Annotated in this window: 18 protein-coding genes; 14 read left to right on the forward strand and 4 right to left on the reverse strand. The window is 73.4% G+C overall.

Annotation, left to right across the window (positions count from 1 at the left end; genetic code table 11):
- Both OO57_RS19725 and hflX read left to right on the forward strand, forming a co-directional pair.
- Positions 1 to 629, forward strand: a 629-nt coding sequence (locus tag OO57_RS19725; protein ID WP_033253876.1) for an ACT domain-containing protein, incomplete at its 5' end; no start/stop codon positions are given.
- Between the two features lies 1 nt (position 630).
- Positions 631 to 2,130: a GTPase HflX gene (hflX, locus tag OO57_RS19730; RefSeq protein ID WP_033253877.1), complete on the forward strand. Its 1,500-nt coding sequence runs from the start codon at positions 631 to 633 to the stop codon at positions 2,128 to 2,130.
- Between the two features lie 104 nt (positions 2,131 to 2,234).
- Here hflX and OO57_RS19735 read toward each other — a convergent pair whose 3' ends face one another.
- Together OO57_RS19735 and OO57_RS19740 are read right to left on the reverse strand one after the other, a co-directional pair.
- Positions 2,235 to 3,380: a trypsin-like serine peptidase gene (locus OO57_RS19735; protein WP_033253878.1), complete on the reverse strand. Its 1,146-nt coding sequence runs from the start codon at positions 3,378 to 3,380 to the stop codon at positions 2,235 to 2,237.
- An 87-nt stretch (positions 3,381 to 3,467) separates the two neighbouring features.
- Positions 3,468 to 4,616 carry a trypsin-like serine peptidase gene (locus tag OO57_RS19740; protein ID WP_051777981.1) on the reverse strand — a complete coding sequence of 383 codons (1,149 nt, stop codon included), beginning with the start codon at positions 4,614 to 4,616 and terminating at the stop codon, positions 3,468 to 3,470.
- 276 nt (positions 4,617 to 4,892) lie between these two features.
- Here OO57_RS19740 and OO57_RS19745 point away from each other — a divergent pair, with 276 nt between their 5' ends.
- From OO57_RS19745 to OO57_RS19765, 5 genes are read left to right on the forward strand one after another with little or no spacing between them, the layout of a single operon-like run.
- The gene (locus OO57_RS19745; RefSeq protein WP_033253880.1) at positions 4,893 to 6,659 is read left to right on the forward strand and encodes an IucA/IucC family protein; all 1,767 of its coding nucleotides are present in this window, start codon (positions 4,893 to 4,895) and stop codon (positions 6,657 to 6,659) included.
- Positions 6,551 to 7,213, forward strand: coding sequence for a GNAT family N-acetyltransferase (locus OO57_RS19750; RefSeq protein WP_234337420.1), 663 nt, complete (start codon positions 6,551 to 6,553; stop codon positions 7,211 to 7,213). The genes OO57_RS19745 and OO57_RS19750 overlap by 109 nt, the downstream gene beginning before the upstream one ends.
- A gap of 6 nt (positions 7,214 to 7,219) precedes the next feature.
- Positions 7,220 to 8,596: a lysine N(6)-hydroxylase/L-ornithine N(5)-oxygenase family protein gene (locus tag OO57_RS19755; RefSeq protein ID WP_051777982.1), complete on the forward strand. Its 1,377-nt coding sequence runs from the start codon at positions 7,220 to 7,222 to the stop codon at positions 8,594 to 8,596.
- Positions 8,577 to 10,355: an IucA/IucC family protein gene (locus OO57_RS19760; RefSeq protein WP_033253882.1), complete on the forward strand. Its 1,779-nt coding sequence runs from the start codon at positions 8,577 to 8,579 to the stop codon at positions 10,353 to 10,355. Before OO57_RS19755 ends, OO57_RS19760 begins: the two co-directional genes overlap by 20 nt.
- A 13-nt stretch (positions 10,356 to 10,368) precedes the next feature.
- Positions 10,369 to 12,459, forward strand: coding sequence for an ATP-dependent DNA helicase (locus OO57_RS19765; RefSeq protein ID WP_234337418.1), 2,091 nt, complete (start codon positions 10,369 to 10,371; stop codon positions 12,457 to 12,459).
- A gap of 125 nt (positions 12,460 to 12,584) precedes the next feature.
- On the opposite strand, the gene OO57_RS19770 is transcribed toward OO57_RS19765, so the two are convergent.
- Positions 12,585 to 13,244, reverse strand: coding sequence for a hypothetical protein (locus OO57_RS19770; RefSeq protein ID WP_158715175.1), 660 nt, complete (start codon positions 13,242 to 13,244; stop codon positions 12,585 to 12,587).
- A 217-nt stretch (positions 13,245 to 13,461) separates the two neighbouring features.
- The gene (gene lexA / locus OO57_RS19775; RefSeq protein WP_081973819.1) at positions 13,462 to 14,187 is read right to left on the reverse strand and encodes a transcriptional repressor LexA; all 726 of its coding nucleotides are present in this window, start codon (positions 14,185 to 14,187) and stop codon (positions 13,462 to 13,464) included.
- A gap of 439 nt (positions 14,188 to 14,626) precedes the next feature.
- Here lexA and nrdR point away from each other — a divergent pair, with 439 nt between their 5' ends.
- From nrdR to OO57_RS19810, 7 genes are all read left to right on the forward strand, one after another.
- Entirely contained in the window at positions 14,627 to 15,103 is a 477-nt protein-coding gene (gene nrdR, locus OO57_RS19780; RefSeq protein ID WP_033253883.1) for a transcriptional regulator NrdR, read from the forward strand.
- Positions 15,104 to 15,268: 165 nt separating this feature from the next.
- Complete coding sequence (locus tag OO57_RS19785; protein WP_033253884.1) at positions 15,269 to 18,154, forward strand: vitamin B12-dependent ribonucleotide reductase; 2,886 nt, start codon at positions 15,269 to 15,271, stop codon at positions 18,152 to 18,154.
- Positions 18,155 to 18,433: 279 nt separating this feature from the next.
- Positions 18,434 to 18,859 carry a hypothetical protein gene (locus OO57_RS19790; protein WP_033253885.1) on the forward strand — a complete coding sequence of 142 codons (426 nt, stop codon included), beginning with the start codon at positions 18,434 to 18,436 and terminating at the stop codon, positions 18,857 to 18,859.
- 89 nt (positions 18,860 to 18,948) lie between these two features.
- On the forward strand, positions 18,949 to 19,743 hold the full coding sequence (locus OO57_RS19795; protein WP_033253886.1) for an SDR family oxidoreductase: 795 nt from the start codon (positions 18,949 to 18,951) through the stop codon (positions 19,741 to 19,743).
- Positions 19,744 to 19,902: 159 nt separating this feature from the next.
- The gene (locus tag OO57_RS19800; RefSeq protein WP_033253887.1) at positions 19,903 to 20,133 is read left to right on the forward strand and encodes a hypothetical protein; all 231 of its coding nucleotides are present in this window, start codon (positions 19,903 to 19,905) and stop codon (positions 20,131 to 20,133) included.
- 1 nt (position 20,134) lies between these two features.
- Positions 20,135 to 20,698: a Clp protease N-terminal domain-containing protein gene (locus OO57_RS19805; protein ID WP_033253888.1), complete on the forward strand. Its 564-nt coding sequence runs from the start codon at positions 20,135 to 20,137 to the stop codon at positions 20,696 to 20,698.
- A gap of 186 nt (positions 20,699 to 20,884) precedes the next feature.
- Positions 20,885 to 22,261, forward strand: coding sequence for an ABC transporter substrate-binding protein (locus OO57_RS19810; protein WP_033253889.1), 1,377 nt, complete (start codon positions 20,885 to 20,887; stop codon positions 22,259 to 22,261).
- Positions 22,262 to 22,313 lie beyond the last annotated feature (52 nt).

Raw genomic sequence — 22,313 nt, forward strand, 5'->3', positions numbered from 1 at the left:
CCCCCGCCGCGCCCCCCGCGCCGCCCGCCGCCGCCCCCGCCGAGGTGCCGGAGCTGCCCGGCGCCGCCGTCCGGCTGGCCCGCTGCTGCACGCCCGTCCCGCCCGACGAGGTGACCGGCATCGTGCTGCGCGGCGGGGCCGTCGCGGTGCACCGGGCGGGCTGCCCCACCGGCACCCGGATGCTGCGCGGCGGCCGCCGCGCCGCCGCCGTCCGCTGGCTGCCCGGCGGCGCCCCGCAGTGGGGCTACCGGGTCACCCTGCACGCCGAGGCGCTCAACCGCCCCCGGCTGCTCGCCGACCTGACCGCGGCGATCTCCGGCGAGGACGTGTCGATCTTCTCCGCCGAGGTCGAACCGCCCCGCCAGCTGCGGGTGCGGCACAGCTACACCCTGGAGCTGCCCGACGCCGCGGCGCTCCCGGCGGTGATGCGGGCGATGCTCCGGGTCTCCGGCGTGTACGACGTCTACCGGCCCGGCGGGCCCGAGGAGACGGCGGGGGCGGCCGCCGGGGCCGAGGGGGCGGCTGGTAAAAGGGATGACTCGGGCACGGCGGGCGTGCAACCATCGTGGGGAATTCACGGCGGCTCCGCCGTGTTGTCCGAGAGCACGATCCGATCAACCCAAGGATGAAATGACCTCCACGTTCGACAGCCGCACCCGATCGAGCGAGTCCGCCAGCCGACTCGCCGACCTCAAGGCGGAAGCCCTGATGGACGAGGACCTCGCGGCGATCGACGAGGGCCTCGGCAACTACGACGGAGAGCAGTACGACCGGACCGAGCGCGCCGCGCTGCGCCGCGTCGCCGGCCTCTCCACCGAACTGCAGGACGTCACCGAAGTCGAGTACCGCCAGCTCCGCCTGGAGCGCGTGGTGCTCGTCGGCGTGTGGACGGACGGCACGCTGGAGGAGGCGGAGAACTCGATGGCCGAGCTCGCCGCCCTCGCCGAGACGGCCGGCTCCGAAGTCCTGGACGGCGTGATCCAGCGCCGCGACAAGCCCGACGCCGCCACCTACATCGGCTCCGGCAAGGCCAAGGAGCTGCGCGACATCGTCGCCTCCACCGGCGCCGACACCGTGGTCTGCGACGGTGAGCTGACCCCGGGCCAGCTGATCCACCTCGAAGACGTGGTCAAGGTCAAGGTCGTCGACCGCACCGCCCTGATCCTGGACATCTTCGCCCAGCACGCCAAGTCCCGGGAGGGCAAGGCGCAGGTCTCGCTCGCGCAGATGCAGTACATGCTGCCGCGCCTGCGAGGCTGGGGCCAGTCGCTGTCCCGGCAGATGGGCGGCGGCGGCTCCGGCAGCTCGGGCGGCGGCATGGCCACCCGCGGTCCCGGTGAGACCAAGATCGAGACCGACCGGCGGCGGATCCGCGAGAAGATGGCGAAGCTCCGCAAGGAGATCGCCGACATGAAGAAGGGCCGCGACACCAAGCGGCAGGAGCGGCGGCGCAACCACGTCCCGTCGGTGGCCATCGCCGGGTACACCAACGCGGGCAAGTCCTCGCTGCTCAACCGGCTCACCGGGGCCGGCGTCCTGGTGGAGAACGCCCTGTTCGCCACCCTGGACCCGACGGTCCGCCGGGCCCAGACCCCGAGCGGCCGGCTCTACACCCTGGCCGACACCGTCGGCTTCGTCCGGCACCTGCCGCACCACCTGGTCGAGGCCTTCCGCTCCACCATGGAGGAGGTCGCCGACGCCGACCTCATCCTGCACGTGGTGGACGGCTCGCACCCGGAGCCGGAGACCCAGCTCGCCGCCGTCCGCGAGGTGATCGTCTCGGTCGAGGCACAGAACGTGCCGGAGATCGTGGTGATCAACAAGGCCGACGCGGCGGACCCGCTGGTCCTCCAGCGCCTGCTGCGCCGCGAGCCGCACGCCCTCGTGGTGTCGGCCCGCAGCGGCCAGGGCATCGCGGACCTGCTCGAACTGATCGACCGGGAACTGCCCCGCCCCGCGGTGGAGGTCAAGGTCCTGGTCCCCTACACCCGCGGCGACCTGGTCTCCAAGGTCCACGCGGAGGGCGAGCTGCTCTCCACCGAGCACACGGCGGACGGCACCCTGCTGCACGCCAAGGTGGCGGCCGTGCTGGCCGGGGAGCTGGAGCGGTACGCCGTCGTCACGGCCTGACGCGGCAGCACCGGTACGGAACGGGACGGGCGGTGCACCCTCGGGGGTGCACCGCCCGTCCGCCGTTCCCGGCCTCCCGGCCGGCCCTGGAACGGGCCCGGGGCTCAGGCCTGGGCGACGAAGGCGTCGAACATCTTCTTGGCCTCGGCGCCGAGGGTCGGGCCGGCCTGCCAGCCCGCCTCGTCGTCACCGATCGAGACGTTCGAGAACAGCACCGTCCGGCCGTTCTGCTTGGTCAGCCAGCCGCCGCCGGAGGAACCGCCGGTCATGGTGCAGCCGATGGCGAGCATCGGCGGGCGCGAGGCCAGGAAGGCGAACGGGGCGAGCTTGACGTTGGAGTCGCAGTGCTCCAGCTCCTCGCCGTCGAACGGCGGGTCGGCCGGGTAGCCGTACGCCTTCGGCGCGGTGATGTCCGTCGGCTTGGCGTTGAACAGGATCGGCACGGAGCTGCCGACCGTCTCCTCCAGCGAGCGGGAGCCGTCGAGCGGGGACACCTGCACCACCGCGAAGTCGAACTGGCTGGCCTGGTTGCCCACGTGGGTGCCCTCCTGCATCCACTGCGGCATCGTCAGCATCGCGTCGGCGGCCCAGCGGCCCAGCGGGGCGACCTCCTCCCAGGAGTCGATCGACTTGCCGTGGCTGGTGGCGCCGGAGCGGTTGTACGCCGGGATGAACATCATCTTCTGGACGTAGTCGCTGCCCTTGCCGCCGTGCACGCAGTGCCCGGCCGTCCACACCAGGTTGCTCTTGCCCGGGTTCTTCGGGTCGGAGACCACGGTGCCCGAGCAGGAGTGCTCCTCGCCCTCGGCGTTCACGAACAGCAGCCGGCCGATCACGGCGGTGTCCGCGCTGTACGGGTGCGCCTGGGGCCTGGCCGCTATCCGGGCCGGCAGGGTGAACTCGCGGAAGGACGGGGCCTGCTTGTCCGGCTTGACGGAGTCGCCGCCGCGCGGGTCGGACGGCTTCTTGGTGTCCCAGAAGCCCTTGATCGCCTTGATGTCCTCCGGCTTGAAGCCGTTCTTCGCGGCCCACTTCTGCCAGTCGTCGGCGCTCCAGTTCGGCACCTGGGAGAGGAAGTTCTGCACGTCGGCGATGTCGACGGAGTCACCCGTCGAGCCGGAGGCGGGCTGGGCGACCGGGGTCGGGTCGGCGTCCTTGCTGCAGGCGGCGGTGCCGACGGCGAGCACCGCCACCAGGGCGGCGGCGGCCGCGCTCCGGATCCGGCGCGCGGCGCGGTGCTGATCGGTCATGGGTTGTTCCCCCGTGTTCGGTGTTCGGTGTTCGATGTGCGGGAAGCCGGTCGGAGAGCCGGTCGGAGACGGACCGGATGCGGTCTCTCAGCTCCGGGAGATGTAGGCGAGCGCCTGGCGGGCCGTCTCCTCCAGGTAGGGACCGTTGAGGGCGGTGTGCGCCTGGCTGCCGATCGAGGTGTTGCTGACCAGCCGCTGGCGGCCGTCCGGCCCGTCGGCGAACCAGCCGCCGCCCGAGGCCCCGGCCGTCATGGTGCAGCCGATCACCAGCATCGGCGGCCGGGCCGGGTCGAAGCTGCGCGAGCCCGGACGGCCGGAGTCGCAGCGCTCCAGCTCCTGCCCGTCGAACGGCGCGACGGCCGGGTACCCCCAGGCCTGGATCGCCAGCTGCTCGCGCGGGGCGTCGAACCACACCGGGACGGCGGTGCCGACGACCTCCTCCAGCGAGCGGGTCTCGCCCTCCGGGCCGTGCACCTTGACCACCGCGAAGTCGTACTGGTTGGCGGCGTCCCCGCCCCGGGTGCCCTCGGTGGTCCACAGCGGCGAGGTGATCACCTTGTCGGCCCACCACTGCCCGAGCGGGGCGACCTCGGCCAGCGTCGCCCGCCGGTGGTCACTGGCCGCGCCGGAGCTGTTGTACGCGGGCACGAACACCAGGTTCCGGTACCAGTCGCCGCCCTTGCCCTCGTGCACGCAGTGCGCGGCCGTCCAGACCAGGTTGCTCCGCCCCGGGTGCGCCGGGTCGGCGACCACGGTGGCCGAGCACTGGCCGGTGCCGCCGTTCGGCGCGGTCATGAACACCTTCCCGGAGGCCGGGTAGCTGGTGTACGGGCGCGGCACCGGCTGCGCGGCCACCGGCGGCGGCGCAGCGGGCGCCGTCGCGGACGCGGACGGCGGTGCGGACGGCGGTGCGGGTGGCGAGGCGGACGGCGAGGCGGGCCCGGACGGCGCGGCGGACGCGGTCGACGGTGCGGGCGCGCCCGTCGCGGACGGCTCCGGTGCCGGGGCGGGCTGCTGCGGCGGGGCCTGGTCCATCTCCTCGGCGCTCCACAGGCCCGGCACCACCGGGTTGCGGAAGCCGTGGTGCTGCGCCCAGCGGTCCCACTCGGCGGCGCCCCAGCGCTTCAACTCGGCGAAGTCGCGCGGGTTCCCGTTGCCCCCGTCGCCCCCGTCGCCGCCCGCCGTGCAGGCGCTCGCGCCGCCGACCAGGACGGCGAGCGCGGACAGCAGGGCCACCACCCTCCGTGCCCTCACCATCGACCCCCCAGTAACGGACCGTCTCCCCGGGGACAGTCTTCCATCCGGGTACGTCGTACCGGTGGGGAGGTGCCCCTGCTGTTGACGTCCGGTCACCGAACCGTGATCGTGGCGGTCCGTCAGGATCCACTCCGCTCACACCTGAGGGTGAGTGATCGGTCGAAACTCACCGGAACGAGTGAGCCGATCTTGTGCCCGACCGCGAGGGATAGGTAAGCCTTACCTGAAGGCAGTCACGCGGCTCAAGGAGCGGATTTGGCCAGCACCCTCACCGGCGTTCCCCCGGCAGCCCGGCCGACGGCCGGGCACCCCGTCCCGGACCCGCTGCTGGACCCCGACCCGGCCGCGGCCGCCGAACACGCCGCCACCGAGAGCCTGTTGCGCTGCTGGGCCCGGGAGACCGCGGCCGAGCGCCCGGACGGCGACCTGCTGCGCATCCCGGTGCTCGGCGGCGCCGCCCAGCTGTCCGCGCCGGTCCGGCACTGGTCCGCCTGCGGCTGGCACCGCTTCGGCCCCGCCGCCGTCTCCACCGGCGACGCCGCGCACCCGGTCGACGCGGTCACCGTCGCCGCCCTGGTGGCCGGCGCCACCGGCCGCCCCGAACCCGGCCAACTCGCCGACCTGACCGCCCGGGTGGCCGACTCGGTGGGCCGCACCGCGGAGATCCTCACCCACCGCCGGGCGATCTCCGCCGCGCCCGCGGACGCCTTCCTGCGCGCCGAGCAGTCGCTGCTGCTCGGCCACCCGCTGCACCCCACCCCCAAGAGCCGCGACGGCCTCGGCCCCGCCCAGTCCGCCGCGTACTCCCCGGAACTGCACGGCAGCTTCCGGCTGCACTGGTGGGCCGTGCACCGCTCGCTGCTGGCCGGGGACTCCGCGACCGGCACTCCCGTCGAGCAGCTCACCGCCGGGCTGTACGGCCGCCCGCTGCCCGCCGACGCGGCCGCCCTGCCGCTGCACCCCTGGCAGGCCCGCGAGCTGGCGCTCCGCCCGGCCGTCGCCGACCTGCTGGAGCAGGGCCTGCTCACCGACCTCGGCCAGCACGGCGAGCCCTGGCACCCCACCAGCTCGGTGCGCACCGTCTGCCGCCTCGGCACCCCGTGGATGCTCAAGCTGTCGCTCGGCCTGCGGATCACCAACTCCCGCCGGGAGAACCTCCGCAAGGAGCTGCACCGCGGCGCCGAGGTGCACCGGCTGCTGGAAGCCGGCCTGGCCGCCTGCTGGAAGGCCGCCCACCCCGGCTTCGACATCGTCCGCGACCCGGCCTGGATCGGCGTCGACCACCCCGCCCTCGCCGACCCCAACGGCCTGGACACCGTGCTGCGGCAGATGCCGTTCGGGCCCGCCGACCGGGCGCTGTGCACGGCCGGGCTGGTCGCCGAGCAGCCGATCGGCGTCGGCCGGCCCGGCTCGCAACTCGCGGACGTCATCGGCGAACTGGCCGCCCGCACCGGCCGCCCCGGGCCGACCGTCGCCGCCGAGTGGTTCCTGCGCTACCTGGACGCCGTCGTCCTGCCGGTGCTCTGGCTGGACGGGCAGGCCGGGATCGCCCTGGAGGCCCACCAGCAGAACAGCCTGGTCCTGCTGGACGCCCTCGGCTGGCCCGCGGGCGGCCGCTACCGCGACAACCAGGGCTACTACTTCCGCGCCTCGCACGCCGACCGGCTGCACGCCCTGCTGCCCGGCCTCGGCGCGCACAGCGACACCTTCGTGCCCGACCCGGTCGCCGACGAGCGCTTCGCCTACTACCTCGGCATCAACCACGTGCTCGGCCTGATCGGCGCCTTCGGCTCCCAGGGCCTCGCCGACGAGCAGCTGCTGCTGGCCGCGCTGCGCCGCTTCCTGTCCGGCCCCGCCGCGACCGCCACCGGCTCCGCGCTGCCCGCCCACCTGCTGGACGCGCCGACCCTGCGCTGCAAGGCCAACCTGCTCACCCGGCTGCACGGCCTGGACGAACTCGTCGGCCCGGTCGAGACCCAGTCGGTGTACGTCGAGATCGACAACCCGGTGGCCCGGGCGTGATCCCGGAGACCGGGACGATACCCACCGCGGCCGGTGAACTCGTCCTGCGCACCGTGCGGCCCGCCACGGACCTGGACCTGCTCACCGGCTGGATGAACGACCCGGACACCGACCGCTGGTGGGCCCTCGCGGGCCCGCCCGGCACCACCGCCGCCCACCTCGCCGCCCAGCTCGACGGCGACGGCCGCAGCCGCCCCGTCCTGGCCCTGCTCGACGGTGCGCCCACCGGCTACTTCGAGCTGTACCGGGCCGACCTCGACCCGCTGGCCGCGCACTACCCCGCCCGCCCGCACGACCTCGGCGTGCACCTGCTGCTCGCCCCCGCCGCCCGCGGCCGGGGCCTGGCCGCCGTGCTGCTCGACGCGGTCGCCGCCCGGCTGCTGCGGCGCGAACCCCGCTGCACCCGGGTGCTCGCCGAACCCGACGTCCGCAACACGCCCTCCGTCCGGGCGTTCGCCCGCGCCGGGTTCACCCGCGCCGCCGACCTCGACCTGCCCGACAAGCGCGCCGCCCTGATGATCCGGCGGCGCGCCGACACCCCCGCCGCTACCTAGGACGACATGACCTCCCACGACGACACGGCGGGCCGGCAGCCCGAGCCGTACGACCTGATCGGCGTCGGCATCGGCCCGTTCAACCTCTCGCTGGCCGCGCTCGCCGACCGGGCCGAGACCGTCAGCGCGCTGTTCCTCGACGCCAGGCCCGAGTTCCGCTGGCACCCCGGCATGCTCGTGGACGGCGCCCGGATGCAGGTCCCGTTCCTGGCCGACCTGGTCACCCTGGTCGACCCCACCAACCCCTGGTCGTTCCTCAACTACCTGCGCGAGCAGCAGCGGCTGTTCCCGTTCTACTTCAGCGAGCGCTTCCAGCTGCCCCGCCGCGAGTACGAGCACTACTGCCGGTGGGCCGCCGACCGGCTCCCCAACTGCCGCTTCGGCAGCCCCGTCACCGCCGTCCACTGGGACGCCGCGGAGCAGCTCTACCTGGTGCACGCCGCGGGCGCCGCGCACCGCGCCCGCAACCTCGTCCTGGGCACCGGCACCGAACCCGCCCGCCCCGAGGCCTTCGCCCCGCTGCGCCACCACCCCGCCGTCCTGCACTCCGCCGACTACCTGACCCGGCGCGGCACGCTCGACGCGGCCCGGGACGTCACCGTGGTCGGATCCGGACAGTCCGGCGCCGAGGTCTTCCTCGACCTGCTGCGCCACCGGGCCGGGGACGGCACCCGGCTGCGCTGGCTCACCCGCACCCGGGCGCTCGCCCCGATGGAGTACTCCAAGCTCGGCCTGGAGCAGTTCACCCCCGACTACACCCGCTACTTCCACGGCCTGCCCGCCGACGTCCGGGACGCCCTCGTCCCCGCCCAGTGGCAGCTGCACAAGGCCGCCAGCGCCGAGACCCTCGCCGAGATCCACGACCACCTGTACGAGCGCACCGTCGGCCGCCCGATCGACGCCGAACCCGTCGAGATCCTCCCCGGCACCGCCGTCACCGAGACCGCCCAGGGCCCCTGCGGCGGCCTCGAACTGCACTGCCGGCACGCCGACTCCGGCCGCCGCCACCTGGTCCGCACCGACGCCGTGGTGCTCGCCACCGGCTACCGGGCCGTCCGCCCCGCCGCCCTCGACCCGATCGCCGAGCTGATCGACTGGGACGGGCAGGGCCGCTACCGGGTCGACCTCGACCACCGGGTCGCCACCCGGCCGGAACTCACCGGCGGTCTGTACGTCCAGAACGCGGAGCTGCACACTCACGGTGTCGGCACCCCGGACCTCGGGCTCGGCGCCCACCGCGCCGCCGTGATCCTCAACGCCGTCGCGGGCAAGACCCTCCACCCGCTGCCCCGCCGCACCGCCTGGACCACCTTCGAGCCGCCCACCGCCGGGGCGCTCCCGCGACCCCAGGAAGGAACCGAGCGTGCCGCAGCCAGCCGCTGACCCGGCCCTCCACCTGCCGCCCCAGCTCACCGCCGAGCACTGGCGGGCCGCCGGGCGCGACCTGCTCGCCAAACTGCTCGCCGAGTTCTCCTACGAGGAACTGCTGCACCCGCGGGCCGAGGGCGACGGCCGCTACCTGCTGCGGCTCCCGGACGCCGACTACCGGTTCACCGCCCGCCGCGGCGCGTACGGCAGCTGGCGGGTCGCGGCGGAGTCGGTCGAGGGCGGCGACGACCCGCTGCGCTTCCTCCAGCAGGCCCGGCACGTCCTCGGGCTGAGCGGCGACACCACCGGCCACCTCGTCCGCGAACTCACCGCGACCCTGATCGCCGACGCCCACCTGCGGGCCACCGCGCTGACCGCCGCCGAACTCGCCGACCTCGACCACGTCGCCCTGGAGGGCCGGCAGACCGGCCACCCGTGGATCGTCGCCAACAAGGGGCGGCTCGGCTTCTCCGCCACCGACGCGGCCGGCTGGACCCCGGAGGCCCGGCTGCCCCGCACCCTGCCCTGGCTCGCCGTGCACCGCAGCCTGGCCGAGTTCCGCGGCGACCCGACGATCTACGACACCGAGCTCGACCCCGCGTTCCGCGACCAACTCGGCGAGCGTGCCCACGAGTTCCACCTGCTCCCGGTGCACCCCTGGCAGTGGGACGAGACCGTGGTCGGCCTGTTCGCACCGTGGATCGCCGACGGCCGGATCGTCCCGCTGCCCAGCGACGGCGACCTGCGGCTGCCCCAGCAGTCCATCCGCTCCTTCTTCAACCTCAGCCGCCCCGACCGCTGCACCGTCAAACTGCCGCTCGCCATCCTCAACACCCTGGTCTGGCGCGGCCTGCCCACCGAACGCGCCCTCGCCGCGCCCGCCGTCACCGCCTGGATCCACCGGCTGCGCGACACCGACCCGTACCTGCGCGACGAGTGCCGGGTGGTCCTGCTCGGCGAGATCGCCTCCGTCACCGTCGAGCACCCGCTCTACCGGGACCTGCCCGACGTGCCCTACCAGTACAAGGAACTGCTCGGCGCGATCTGGCGCGAACCCCTCGGCCGCCACCTGGAACCCGGCGAGCGGGCCCGCACCCTGGCCGCGCTGCTGCAGACCGGCTCGGACGGGCGGGCGCTGACCGCCGAGCTCGTCGCCCGCTCCGGTCTGGCCCCGGCCGCGTGGGTGCGCCGGCTGTTCGCCGCGATGCTGCCGCCGCTGCTGCACTTCCTGTACCGCTACGGCCTGGTGTTCTCCCCGCACGGCGAGAACGCCATCGTGGTCTTCGACCGGGACGACGTCCCCGTCCGGCTCGCCGTCAAGGACTTCGTCGACGACGTCAACCTCAGCGACCAGCCGCTGGCCGAACTCGCCGACCTGCCCGCCGACATCGCCGGGGTGCTCAACCGGGAGGACCCGGACTACCTCTGCCAGTTCCTGCACTCCGGCCTGTTCATCGGCGTCTACCGCTACCTCGCCCCGCTGCTGGAGGACCAACTCGCCCTGCCCGAGGACGAGTTCTGGGAACTGCTGCGCGCCGAGATCCGCGCCTGCCAGCGGCGCTTCCCCGAACTCGCCGACCGCCACGAGCTGTTCGACCTGTTCGCGCCCCGGATCGACCGGCTCTGCCTGAACCGCAACCGGCTGCTGCTGGACGGCTACCGGGACCGGCCCGACCGCCCGCACGCCGCCGTCCACGGGCAGGTCGACAACCCGCTGCACGCCGCGGTGCCGCTGCCCGCCCAGGCGTCCCGGGTTGTCAGCCCCGCCCCGTAGGCTGGGGGGCGTCATGACGAACGACACCACCGCACCCCCGCCCGGCGGCCCGGAGACGGCCGAGCCCCCCGCGCCGGTCCCCGCCTCCCGCCTCCCCGAACTGCTGCACGCCGCCGTCGCCGCCGTCGGCGGCACGGAGCGGCCCGGGCAGGTCCGGATGGCCGAAGCCGTCTCCGCCGCCGTCGACGAGGGCGAGCACCTCCTCGTCCAGGCCGGCACCGGCACCGGCAAGTCCCTCGCCTACCTGGTGCCCGCCCTCGCCCACGGCGACCGGGTGGTCGTCGCCACCGCGACGCTCGCCCTGCAGCGCCAGCTCGTCGAGCGCGACCTGCCGCGCACCGTCGAGGCCCTGCACCCGGTGCTGCGCCGCCGTCCGCTGTTCGCCATGCTCAAGGGCCGCTCCAACTACCTGTGCCTGCACCGCGCCAACGAGGGCACCCCGAGCGACGAGGGCGAGGGCCTGTTCGACCCGGTCGACGCGCTCGGCGGCCCCACCGGCAAGCTCGGACAGGACGTGCTGCGGCTGCGCGACTGGGCCGAGGAGACCGAGACCGGCGACCGCGACGACCTCACCCCCGGCGTCTCCGACAAGGCCTGGGCCCAGCTCGCCGTCACCTCCAAGGAGTGCCTGGGCGCCTCCCGCTGCGCCTACGGCGAGGAGTGCTTCGCCGAGCAGGCCCGCGAGCGCGCCAAGCTCGCCGACGTCGTGGTCACCAACCACGCCATGCTCGCGATCGACGCGATCGAGGGCGCCCCCGTCCTGCCCGAGCACGGCCTGCTGATCATCGACGAGGCGCACGAGCTGGTGAACCGCGTCACCGGCGCCGCCACCGCCGAACTCACCGTCGGCGCCGTCAACCGGGCCGTCAAGCGCGCCGCCAAGCTCGCCAACGAGAAGGCGGTGGACGCGCTCCAGGCCGCCGCCGAGAACTTCCACGGCCTGATGGAGACCGCCCAGCCCGGCCAGGTCGACGAGCTCCCCGAGTACCTCGGCTACGCGGTGGCCGCCGTCCGGGACGCCTGCCGCCAGGTCATCACCTCGCTCGGCGAGACCCGCGACAAGGGCCTCACCGACGAGGACGCCGTCCGCAAGCAGGCGATGGCCTCCGCCGAGACGCTGCACGAGACCGCGGACCGGCTGCTCACCGGCTCCGAGTACGACGTGATCTGGATCGAGCGCTCCGACCGCTTCGGCCCGGGCACCGCCTCGCTGCGGGTCGCCCCGCTGTCCGTCTCCGGCCTGCTCCGGGAGAACCTGTACCGGGACCGCTCGGTCGTGCTGACCTCCGCCACCCTCAAGCTCGGCGGCGACTTCAACGGCGTCGCCGGCTCGCTCGGCCTGCCCGGCGAGACCAGGCTCCCCGACCACCGCACCCCCGACGGTCCCGCCGCCGAGACCGGCGAGGACGCCCCGCCGTACTGGCGCGGCCTCGACGTCGGCTCCCCGTTCACCTACCCCAAGCAGGGCATCCTCTACGTCGCCAAGCACCTGCCGCCGCCCGGCCGGGAGCCCGACCGGCCCGAGATGCTGGACGAGCTCGCCGAGCTGATCGGCGCGGCGGGCGGGCGCACGCTGGGCCTGTTCTCCTCGATGCGGGCCGCCCAGACCGCCGCCGAGAAGCTCCGCGAACGCCTGGACGTGCCGATCCTGCTCCAGGGCGAGGACACCCTGGGCGAGCTGATCAAGGCCTTCGCCGCCGACGCCGAGACCTGCCTGTTCGGCACCCTCTCGCTCTGGCAGGGCGTCGACGTGCCCGGCTCCGCCTGCCAGCTCGTCGTGATGGACCGGATCCCCTTCCCGCGCCCCGACGACCCGCTGATGAGCGCCCGGCAGAAGGACGTCGAGGCGCACGGCGGCAACGGCTTCATGGCGGTCGCCGCGACGCACGCCGCGCTGCTGATGGCGCAGGGCGCGGGCCGCCTGGTCCGCGCCGCCGACGACAAGGGCGTCGTCGCGGTCCTCGACCCGCGGCTGGCCACCGCCCGCTACGGCGGCTTCTTCCGCTCCTCCATGCCGGACTTCTGGTACACCACCGACCGCAACCAGGTCCGCCGCTCGCTCGCCGCGATCGACGCCGCGGCCCCGCCGGTCAAGCCCCGCTGACGGTGTCGGCCGGGCCCCGCTGACGGCAGCGGCCCGGGCCCGCACGCGCGGGCCCGGGCGGTGGCGGAACGAGCCGTGGCGGAACCGGTTCGTGGCGGAGCCGGTCCGTGGTGGAGCGGGCAGGCTCAGGCGGCGCCGACCAGGCGGCGCATGATCACCATCAGCTCCTCGGGCGGGACGATGCTCGCCGTCCGGGTCTTCGGGTCGAAGTGCGTGATCGAGGTCAGGTCGCCCGCGCGCCACCAGAACACCCGCGGGGAGAGCCGCCCGGGGCCGTCCTCGTACGCGCCCTGCCCGAACTGCGCCAGGGCGTTGACCGCCTCCGCCACGTGCCCGTCGGCGAGCGGGTAGAACAGCAGGTTGTGCCGGTTCGGGACGACCAGCAGCACGCCCTCCTCCGGGATCGCGGGCCCGCCCGCGGCCCGGACCGCCTCCTCGAACACCAGCAGCTTGCTGGCCGCGAACACCGACTCCGGGTGGCCGAGCAGGTGCAGGACCGCGCCGCCGGGCCGGTCCACGGCGTGGTAGTCCACCGGCTCGGCGAGCAGGTTGGCCCGCCCCGGGGCCGAGAGCTCCCCCCAGCCGAGGCCCGCCACGTCCCGGTCGTCGAGCACCCGGACGCTCTCCGGGCCGTCCAGGACCAGGCCCACCATCAGGTCGGTGGCCAGCCGCCGCAGGTAGCCGAACTGCTGCCGCGCCTGCTCGGGGACCGACTCGTCGGCCACCAGCCGCAGGTACACGCTGCGCAGCTGCTCCGGGGCGAGGCGGGTGGTCAGGTCGCTCATGCGCGGTTCCTCGGGGGTGTGCGGCCGCGGCGGGACGCCGGGCACGGGCCGGTGGGAGGGGGCGGCGCGGCTCCTCGGAGTCGGCCGTACACCGATCACACCACGCAACTCCGGCCCCCCGCGCGGCTTTCCGCCCCATCGGGCCCGTCGGGCAGCAACGGCGAAGTCCGGCCGGGGACGGGCACCCGTCCCCGACCGGACTCCGTCGGCGCACCCGTCAGAGGCGCCGCAGCACCGCCACGACCTTGCCGAGGATCGTCGCGTTGTCACCCGGGATCGGCTCGTACGCCGCGTTGTGCGGCAGCAGCCAGATCTTGCCGTCCTCGCGCTTGAGCCGCTTCACCGTCGCCTCGCCGTCGATCATCGCGGCGACGATGTCCCCGTTCTCGGCGACCGGCTGCTTGCGGACGGTCACCCAGTCGCCGTCGCAGATCGCGGCCTCGATCATCGAGTCGCCCTTGACGGTCAGCGCGAACAGCTCGCCCTCGCCGACCAGCTGGCGCGGCAGCGGGAAGACGTCCTCCACGGTCTGCTCGGCCAGGATCGGGCCGCCGGCCGCGATCCGGCCGACCAGCGGCACGTACGAGGTGGACGGCCGCCCCGAGGTCTCCGCCGCCGCCGGACGGGCCACCTCGACGCCGCGGACCTCGTAGGCGCGCGGCCGGTGCGGGTCGCGGCGCAGGAAGCCCTTGCGCTCCAGCGCCATCAACTGGTGCGCCACCGAGGAGGTGGAGGAGAGGCCGACGGCCTGGCCGATCTCGCGCATGGACGGCGGGTAGCCGCGGCGCTGGACGGAGTCCCGGATGACCTCGATGACCCGGCGCTGACGCTCGGTCAGGCCGGCCTCGTCGGTGCGGATGCCGGGGGGGCGGCCGGGGAGGGAGCGGACGACGGGGGCGGGCGCGCCGAGCGGGGCTTCCTCGATCGGCTGACTACGGCTCATGGTCTGGTCCATGCTCTCCTGGTCAGTGGTGCGCGCGGAACGCTCCTGCACCGGGATGGCGGTCTTGGCATCGGCGGTGTGCATGACGCCGGTGGCGCTGGGGGTGGACATCGCTGCGACCCTCTCGTCGGGCTGGTGCTCCATCTGCCCAGCTCAACTGGCCCCTCTATCGAAAGGTTGCGCCAAACACACGTTCGAGTGAATTTATTCGAGGTCGGCTGACTTGATCAAGGCTCCGGGTGTAAGTCGATTGCTTGTTCGACTCGAACAGTCTATGGCGCCGCCCCGCGGCCTGTCCCCGAAACCGCGTGTTCACTCGGCGTGGCGAAGTTTCCTACACAACATCTAGTGGTCTAGTCTCGCCATCGGGCACAGGTCTTGTGTTCGGGTAGCATGTTGTCTGTTGTATGCCGTCAGCCGGACAGGGAGGGAGTTCCAGGTGCACTGCCCCTTCTGCCGGCATCAGGACAGCAGAGTCGTGGACAGTCGAGCCAGCGACGACGGGAGCTCGATCCGCCGCCGTCGGCAGTGCCCCGACTGCGGTCGGCGGTTCACCACGGTCGAGACCGCCACCCTGATGGTGATCAAGCGAAGCGGCGTGACCGAACCCTTCTCCCGCGAGAAGGTGATCTCCGGCGTGCGCAAGGCCTGCCAGGGCCGCCCGGTCACCGAGGACGCGCTGGCCCAGCTCGGCCAGCGGGTCGAGGAGTGCGTGCGAGCCAGTGGCAGTGCCGAACTCTCCACCCACGACGTGGGGTTGGCCATACTCGGCCCGCTGAGGGACTTGGACGTGGTGGCGTACCTGCGCTTCGCCTCGGTCTACCGCGCTTTCGACAACCTCGAGGACTTCGAGGCGGCGATCGCGGAGTTGCGCGCCGGGCGGACTGCCGCCCCCGAACCGGTGCCCGTCTCCTAGGAGCGGGCGTCCAGGGCCTTCGCGTGCCCTTTTGCGTTTTTGCCCAAGCAGCACCCGTGCGCAGTGGTGGGGTTCCCCCCTGCCCGCGTGCGGACGGAACGAACCAGTCGTGCCCGGACTTTTTCGGGCACTTCGGGCGTTTGCCCAGGAGGAGGAGCAGGAGCAGTGACAGACACCACGAGCGGGTCCGCACGAGGGTCGAAGTCGGACAAGGCCGCCAAGGGAGCCAAGGGCCCCAAGGCCGGGCTGCGGCTGGAGCGCATCTACACCACCCCTGGGGTCCACCCGTACGACGCGGTCACCTGGGAGCGCCGCGACGTGGTCATGACCAACTGGCGCGACGGGTCGATCAACTTCGAGCAGCGCGGCGTCGAGTTCCCCGACTTCTGGTCGGTCAACGCGGTCAACATCGTCACCAGCAAGTACTTCCGCGGCGCGGTCGGCACCCCGCAGCGCGAGTGGAGCCTGAAGCAGATCATCGACCGGGTGGTGCTCACCTACCGCGCCGCGGGCGAGAAGCACGGCTACTTCGCCTCCCCGGACGACGCCGAGGTCTTCGAGCACGAGCTGACCCACGCCCTCCTCCACCAGGTGTTCAGCTTCAACTCGCCGGTCTGGTTCAACGTCGGCACCCAGCAGCCGCAGCAGGTCTCGGCCTGCTTCATCCTGGCCGTCGACGACTCCATGGAGTCGATCCTCGACTGGTACAAGGAAGAGGGCATGATCTTCAAGGGCGGTTCCGGCGCGGGCCTGAACCTGTCCCGGATCCGCTCCTCCAAGGAGCTGCTCTCCTCCGGTGGCAACGCCTCCGGCCCGGTCTCCTTCATGCGCGGCGCCGACGCCTCGGCCGGCACCATCAAGTCCGGCGGCGCGACCCGCCGGGCCGCCAAGATGGTCGTGCTGGACGTCGACCACCCGGACGTCGAGGCCTTCATCGAGACCAAGGTGAAGGAGGAGGAGAAGATCCGCGCCCTGCGCGACGCCGGGTTCGACATGGACCTGGGCGGCGACGACATCACCTCCGTCCAGTACCAGAACGCCAACAACTCGGTCCGGGTGAACGACGAGTTCATGACCGCGGTGGAGAACGGCACCACCTTCGGCCTGCGCGGCCGGATGACCGGCGAGGTCATCGAGACCGTCGACGCCAAGGGCCTGTTCCGCAAGATGGCCGAGGCCGCCTGGGCCTGCGCCGACCCGGGCATCCAGTACGACTCGGTGATCAACCACTGGCACACCTGCCCCGAGTCCGGCCGGATCAACGCCTCCAACCCGTGCTCCGAGTACATGCACCTGGACAACTCCAGCTGCAACCTGGCCTCGCTGAACCTGATGAAGTTCCTCCGCGACGACGACTCGTTCGACGCGGAGAGCTTCGCCAAGGTCGTCGAGCTGGTCATCACCGCGATGGACATCTCCATCTGCTTCGCCGACTTCCCGACCGAGAAGATCGGCGAGACCACCCGCGCCTACCGCCAGCTCGGCATCGGCTACGCCAACCTCGGCGCCCTGCTGATGGCCACCGGCCACGCCTACGACTCCGCGGGCGGCCGCGCCCTGGCCGGCGCGATCACCTCGCTGATGACCGGCACCGCCTACCGCCGCTCCGCCGAACTCGCCGCCGTGGTCGGCCCGTACGACGGCTACGCCCGCAACGCCGCCCCGCACCGCCGGGTCATGCAGCAGCACGCGGACGCCTCGGCCGCCGTCGCCCCGCTGGACGACCTGGACGCCCCGGTCTGGGCGGTCGCCAACGACACCTGGGCCGACGTGCTCCGCCTCGGCGGGCAGAACGGCTTCCGCAACGCGCAGGCCTCGGTGCTGGCCCCGACCGGCACCATCGGCCTGATGATGGACTGCGACACCACCGGCGTCGAACCCGACCTCGCCCTGGTCAAGTTCAAGAAGCTGGTCGGCGGCGGCTCGATGCAGATCGTCAACGGCACCGTCCCGCGCGCCCTGAAGCGCCTCGGCTACCAGGACGAGCAGGTCGAGGCGGTCGTCGCGCACATCGCCGAGCACGGGAACGTCGTCGACGCGCCCGGCCTCAAGGCCGCCCACTACGAGGTGTTCGACTGCGCGATGGGCGAGCGGTCGATCTCCCCGATGGGCCACGTCCGGATGATGGCCGCGATCCAGCCGTGGATCTCCGGCGCGATCTCCAAGACCGTCAACATGCCGGAGAACGCCACCGTCGAGGACGTCGAGGAGATCTACTTCGAGGCGTGGAAGCTCGGCGTCAAGGCGCTGGCGATCTACCGCGACAACTGCAAGGTCGGCCAGCCGCTCTCCGCCAAGACCAAGGCCCCGGCGGCCGCCTCGGCCCCCGCGCCGGTCGTCGCCGCGGCCCCCGCCGTCGAGAAGGTCGTCGAGTACCGGCCGACCCGCAAGCGCCTGCCCAAGGGCCGCCCCGGCATCACCACCTCCTTCACGGTCGGCGGCGCCGAGGGCTACATGACCGCCAACTCCTACCCGGACGACGGCCTCGGCGAGGTCTTCCTCAAGATGTCCAAGCAGGGCTCGACCCTCGCGGGCATGATGGACGCCTTCTCCATCGCCGTCTCGGTCGGCCTGCAGTACGGCGTCCCGCTGGAGACGTACGTCGCCAAGTTCACCAACATGCGCTTCGAGCCGGCCGGCCTGACCGACGACCCGGACGTGCGGATGGCGCAGTCGATCGTGGACTACATCTTCCGCCGCCTGGCCCTCGACTTCCTGCCCTTCGAGACCCGCTCCGCGCTGGGCATCCACTCCGTCGAGGAGCGCACCCGGCACCTGGAGACCGGCTCCTACGAGCCGACCGAGGACGACGTCGACATCGAGTCGCTGGCCCAGTCCGCCCCGCTCGCCCCGGAGAAGCCGCACGTCGCCCTCCCGCTCGTCGAGCAGCCCAAGGCCGCCCCGGCCGCGCACAACTCGACCGAGCTCGCCGAGATCCGCCTCGGCCTGAACGCCGACGCCCCGCTCTGCTTCTCCTGCGGCACCAAGATGCGCCGCGCGGGCAGCTGCTACCTCTGCGAGGGCTGCGGCTCCACCAGCGGCTGCAGCTGACGCACCCGCCGGCACCGTCCGACGGCCGGGGCGCCCACCGCGATGCGGTGGGCGCCCCGCGCCGTCCGCGGCACGATGCCCGGGGGACGGGACCGGGAACAACCTGCCGGAACTGCGCACGCCGCTCGGCCCGTACGGCCTGCTGCTGCCCGGCCCCGTCCCCCGGGAGGTCCGGCTGCAGGCGGCCGGGTGCGGGCACGCGGAGGCGCTCGGCCACCCGTGGCCGGAGGGCACGTGAAACGCCCCCGGGGCGGATCGCGGGCCCGGTAGCCTCCGGGCATGCTGCTGACCGAAGTGCTGCTGACCTCCGGCCGTTCGATCCGCCTCGACGAGGTGAGGATGTCCACCACGTACGGGGGCATGCTGGAGGGCTACCCGAACCGGCGGATCAACGACTGGAGCGTCGAGCACCTGCGGGGCGCCGCCGCCCGGCAGTACCCGTCGATCCCGGTGCACCTGGTGGAGCCGGTGCGGGAGCAGCCGGAGGACGGGCACCAGGGGCGGATGGGTCCGGAGGAGCGGCTGCCCCCGGTGCGCTGCGTCGGCCTGTTCAGCAGCTACCCGATCAGCCGGGGCGCGGCCGACTTCTCGCAGCTGGTGGTGGCCTGGTACCAGCCGGGCCCGGAGCTGTCCGGGCTGGCGGAGGGCGTGCCGGGCCTGGCCGGGCTGCCCTGGGAGGAGCTGGCCCAGGACTGCGAGTACTGAGCCGCCGTTCCCCCGGGTGCGTGGGCCGGGCTGCCGGTGGCGGCGGCGGCGGGCAGGCTGGGGGAGTGGCGGAGCAGAGGGGTGACGCGATGCGGCCGATACTCGTGACGGGCGGTACCGGGACCCTGGGCCGCGCCGTGGTGCGCCGGCTGCTGTCGCGGGGCTGCCCGGTGCGGGTGCTGAGCCGGCAGGCGCACACGCCGGGGGAGCACGGCTGGGCGGTGGGCGACCTGGTGACCGGCCGCGGGGTGGAGGCGGCGCTGGCGGGCGCCGGCACGGTGGTGCACTGCGCGACCACCAACGGCAAGCGGGACGTCGCGGCGACCCGGCGGCTGGTGGAGGCGGCGGGCGGCGCCGGGGTCGCGCACCTGCTGTACGTGTCGATCGTCGGGGTGGACCGGGTGCCGCTCGGCTACTACCGGGCGAAGGCGGAGTGCGAGCGGCTGGTGGTGGAGTCCGGCCTGGGCTGGACGGTGCTGCGGGCCACCCAGTTCCACGACCTGGTGCTGCGGGTGCTGGACGGGCTGTCGAAGGCGCCGGTGCTGGTGGTGCCGCGCGGGGTGGCGTTCCAGCCGGTCGACGTGCGGGACGTCGCGGAGCGGGTGGCGCAGCTGGCCGAGGCCGGTCCGGCCGGGCGGGCGGGCGACTTCGGCGGGCCCGAGGTGCGTCCGGTGGAGGCGCTGGCGGCGGAGTTCCTGCGGGCCCGGGGGCGGCGGCGGCCGGTGCTGCGGGCGCCGGTGCCGGGCGGGACGGCGAGGGCGCTGCGGGCGGGCGGGAACCTGGTGGCGCCGGGGCGGGCGGTGCCGCCGGGGGACCTGGTGCCCGCGCACCCGGCGGGCCGGATCACCTTCGCGGAGTTCCTGGCGGAGCGGTTCCCGGCCTGATCCGCCGCCGTCCGCCTGGTCCGCCGCCGTCCGCCTGATCCACCGCCGTCCACCTGGTCCGCCGCCGTCCGCCTGGTCCGCCGCCGTCCGCCTGGTCCGCCGCCGTCCAGGCGTCAACCGGGGTTGACGCCGCCCGTCGTGTCAACCTATGTTGACACCATGAGCGAGACGACACGGCTCGCGGCCGACGCGAGCAGCGGCGACCCGGCCACCGGCCTGCGCGCCGTCCGGGCCCTGCGCGACCTGGCCGACCGGCTGGAGGACCTCCAGGTCGGCAACGCCCGCCGCAAGGGCTGGTCCTGGCACGAGATCGCGGTCTGCCTGGGCGTCACCAGGCAGGCCGTGCACAAGAAGCACGCCCGACGGGCGGCCGGACAGGGAGGGGACTGAGATGTTCGAACGGTTCGCGGCGGAGGCCCGCCGGGCGGTCGCGCTGGCCGCCGAGGAGGCCCGCCGGATGCACCACGACCACCTGGGCACCGAGCACCTGCTGCTCGGCCTGCTCGCCCAGCCGCAGGACCCGGCCGCCCGGGTGCTCGGCGGGTTCGGCCTCGATCTGGACGGCGGGCGGCACGCGGTGCTCCGCGCCCTGGGCTGCCCCGGGCCGGAGGGGGACGCCACCGCGCTCGCCGCGATCGGCATCGACCTGACCGCGGTCCGCGAGGCGGTCGAGTCCGAGTTCGGGCCGGGCGCGCTGGACGCCCCGCCGCCCGCCCGCCGCTCCCGCTGGAGCGGGCCCCGGTTCACCGAGCGCGGCCGCCGGGCGATGGTGCTGACCCTGCGGGCGGCCACCGGGCAGCGGGCCCGCCGGATCGAGACCGGCCACCTGCTGCTCGGCCTGCTCCGCGAGGGCACCGGGGTGGCCGTCCGGGTGCTGCGCGATCAAGGCGTCGACCTGGCGGAACTGGAGCGCGCGACGGAAGCTTCGCTGGTGAGCGGCCTGCGGGCGGCCTGAAGGCACGGACTGGTCACAACTGGGGCGCTGGCCGATGAAGGTCGAACGCGCTCCTTGGCCTGGGGGTACCGGTGAGTTAACGTCTTTGAGCCAGCGATCGCTGGGTACAGATCCACATCTCCGGTACAGCGCAGTGTTGTTCTGTCTCACGGCTGGCATGTCCATGCCCTGGCAAGGAGGACCGCATTGACCACCCCCGTGACCACTGGACGCCGCCGGCTGCTCGCCGTACCGGCCGTTCTGGCACTGGCGTTGACAGCCGCCTGTTCGAACAGCTCCTCCGACGGAGGCGGCGGCGGGGGTGGATCCGCCGCCGCACTGACCGGTGACTGCGCCAAGTACCAGGCGTACGCAGGTCACTCCGGGACCAAGGTGTCGATGTACGCCTCGATCCTCTCGCCGGAGTCGGACTCGCTGGAGAAGTCCTGGGCCGAGTTCACCAACTGTACGGGCATCAAGATCGTCTACGAGGGCTCCAACGACTTCGAGTCGCAGCTCCCGGTCCGGGTGGCCGGCGGCAACGCCCCCGACCTGGCGATCATCCCGCAGCCCGGCCTGCTCGCCCAGATGGTCAAGTCCGGCAAGGTGGTCAAGCCGCCGCAGCAGACCGTCGAGAACGAGAACAAGTGGTCGCCGGTCTGGAAGCAGTACGGATCGGTCAACGGCACCTTCTACGCGGCGCCGATGAGCGCCAACATGAAGTCGCTGGTCTGGTACTCGCCCAAGGCCTTCAAGGCCGCCGGGTACGAGGTCCCGAAGACCTGGACCGAGCTGGTCGCGCTCAGCGACAAGATCGCCCGCGCCGGCGGCGAGACGAAGCCCTGGTGCGGCGGCATCGGCTCCGGCACCGCGACCGGCTGGCCCGCCACCGACTGGCTGGAGGAGATCGTCCTCGGCTCGTACGGCGGCGAGGTCTACGACCAGTGGATCAGCCACCAGGTGAAGTTCTCCGACGAGAAGATCACCACCGCGATGCAGACCGTCGCCGGCTGGATGCAGAACCCGGCCTGGGTCAACGGCGGCTTCGGCGACGTCAAGACGATCGCCACCACCACCTTCCAGGACGCGGGCACCCCGATCCTCAGCAACAAGTGCGCGATGCTCCAGCAGGCGTCCTTCTACCGCGCGCAGTGGCCCCAGGGCACCAGCATCGGCCCGGACGGCGACGTCTTCGCCTTCCACATGCCCGCGGTGAACCCGGACGTCAAGAGCCCGGTCGAGGGCGGCGGCGAGTTCCTGGCCGCGTTCTCCGACCGGCCCGAGGTGCAGGCCGTGCAGAACTACCTGTCCACCTCCGAGTGGGCCAGCAGCCGGGTCAAGGTCTCCCCGGGCTGGGTCTCCGCCAACCAAGGCGTGGACAAGAGCCTGTACACCGACCCGATCGACAAGCTCTCCGCCGAGTCGCTGACCGACCCCGCGGCCACCTTCCGGTTCGACGCCTCCGACCTGATGCCCGCCGCCGTCGGTTCCGGCGCCGAGTGGAAGGCGCTGACCGCCTGGTTCGCCGAGGGCCAGTCCATCCAGAAGACCGCGGCCGACATCGACGCGGCCTGGCCGCAGTAACCGGACGCCGAAGGGCAGCGCGGGTCCGCCCGCGCTGCCCTTCCCGTGCCCC

It is taken from the genome of Kitasatospora phosalacinea, from assembly GCF_000717185.1.
Lineage (GTDB): Bacteria > Actinomycetota > Actinomycetes > Streptomycetales > Streptomycetaceae > Kitasatospora > Kitasatospora phosalacinea_A.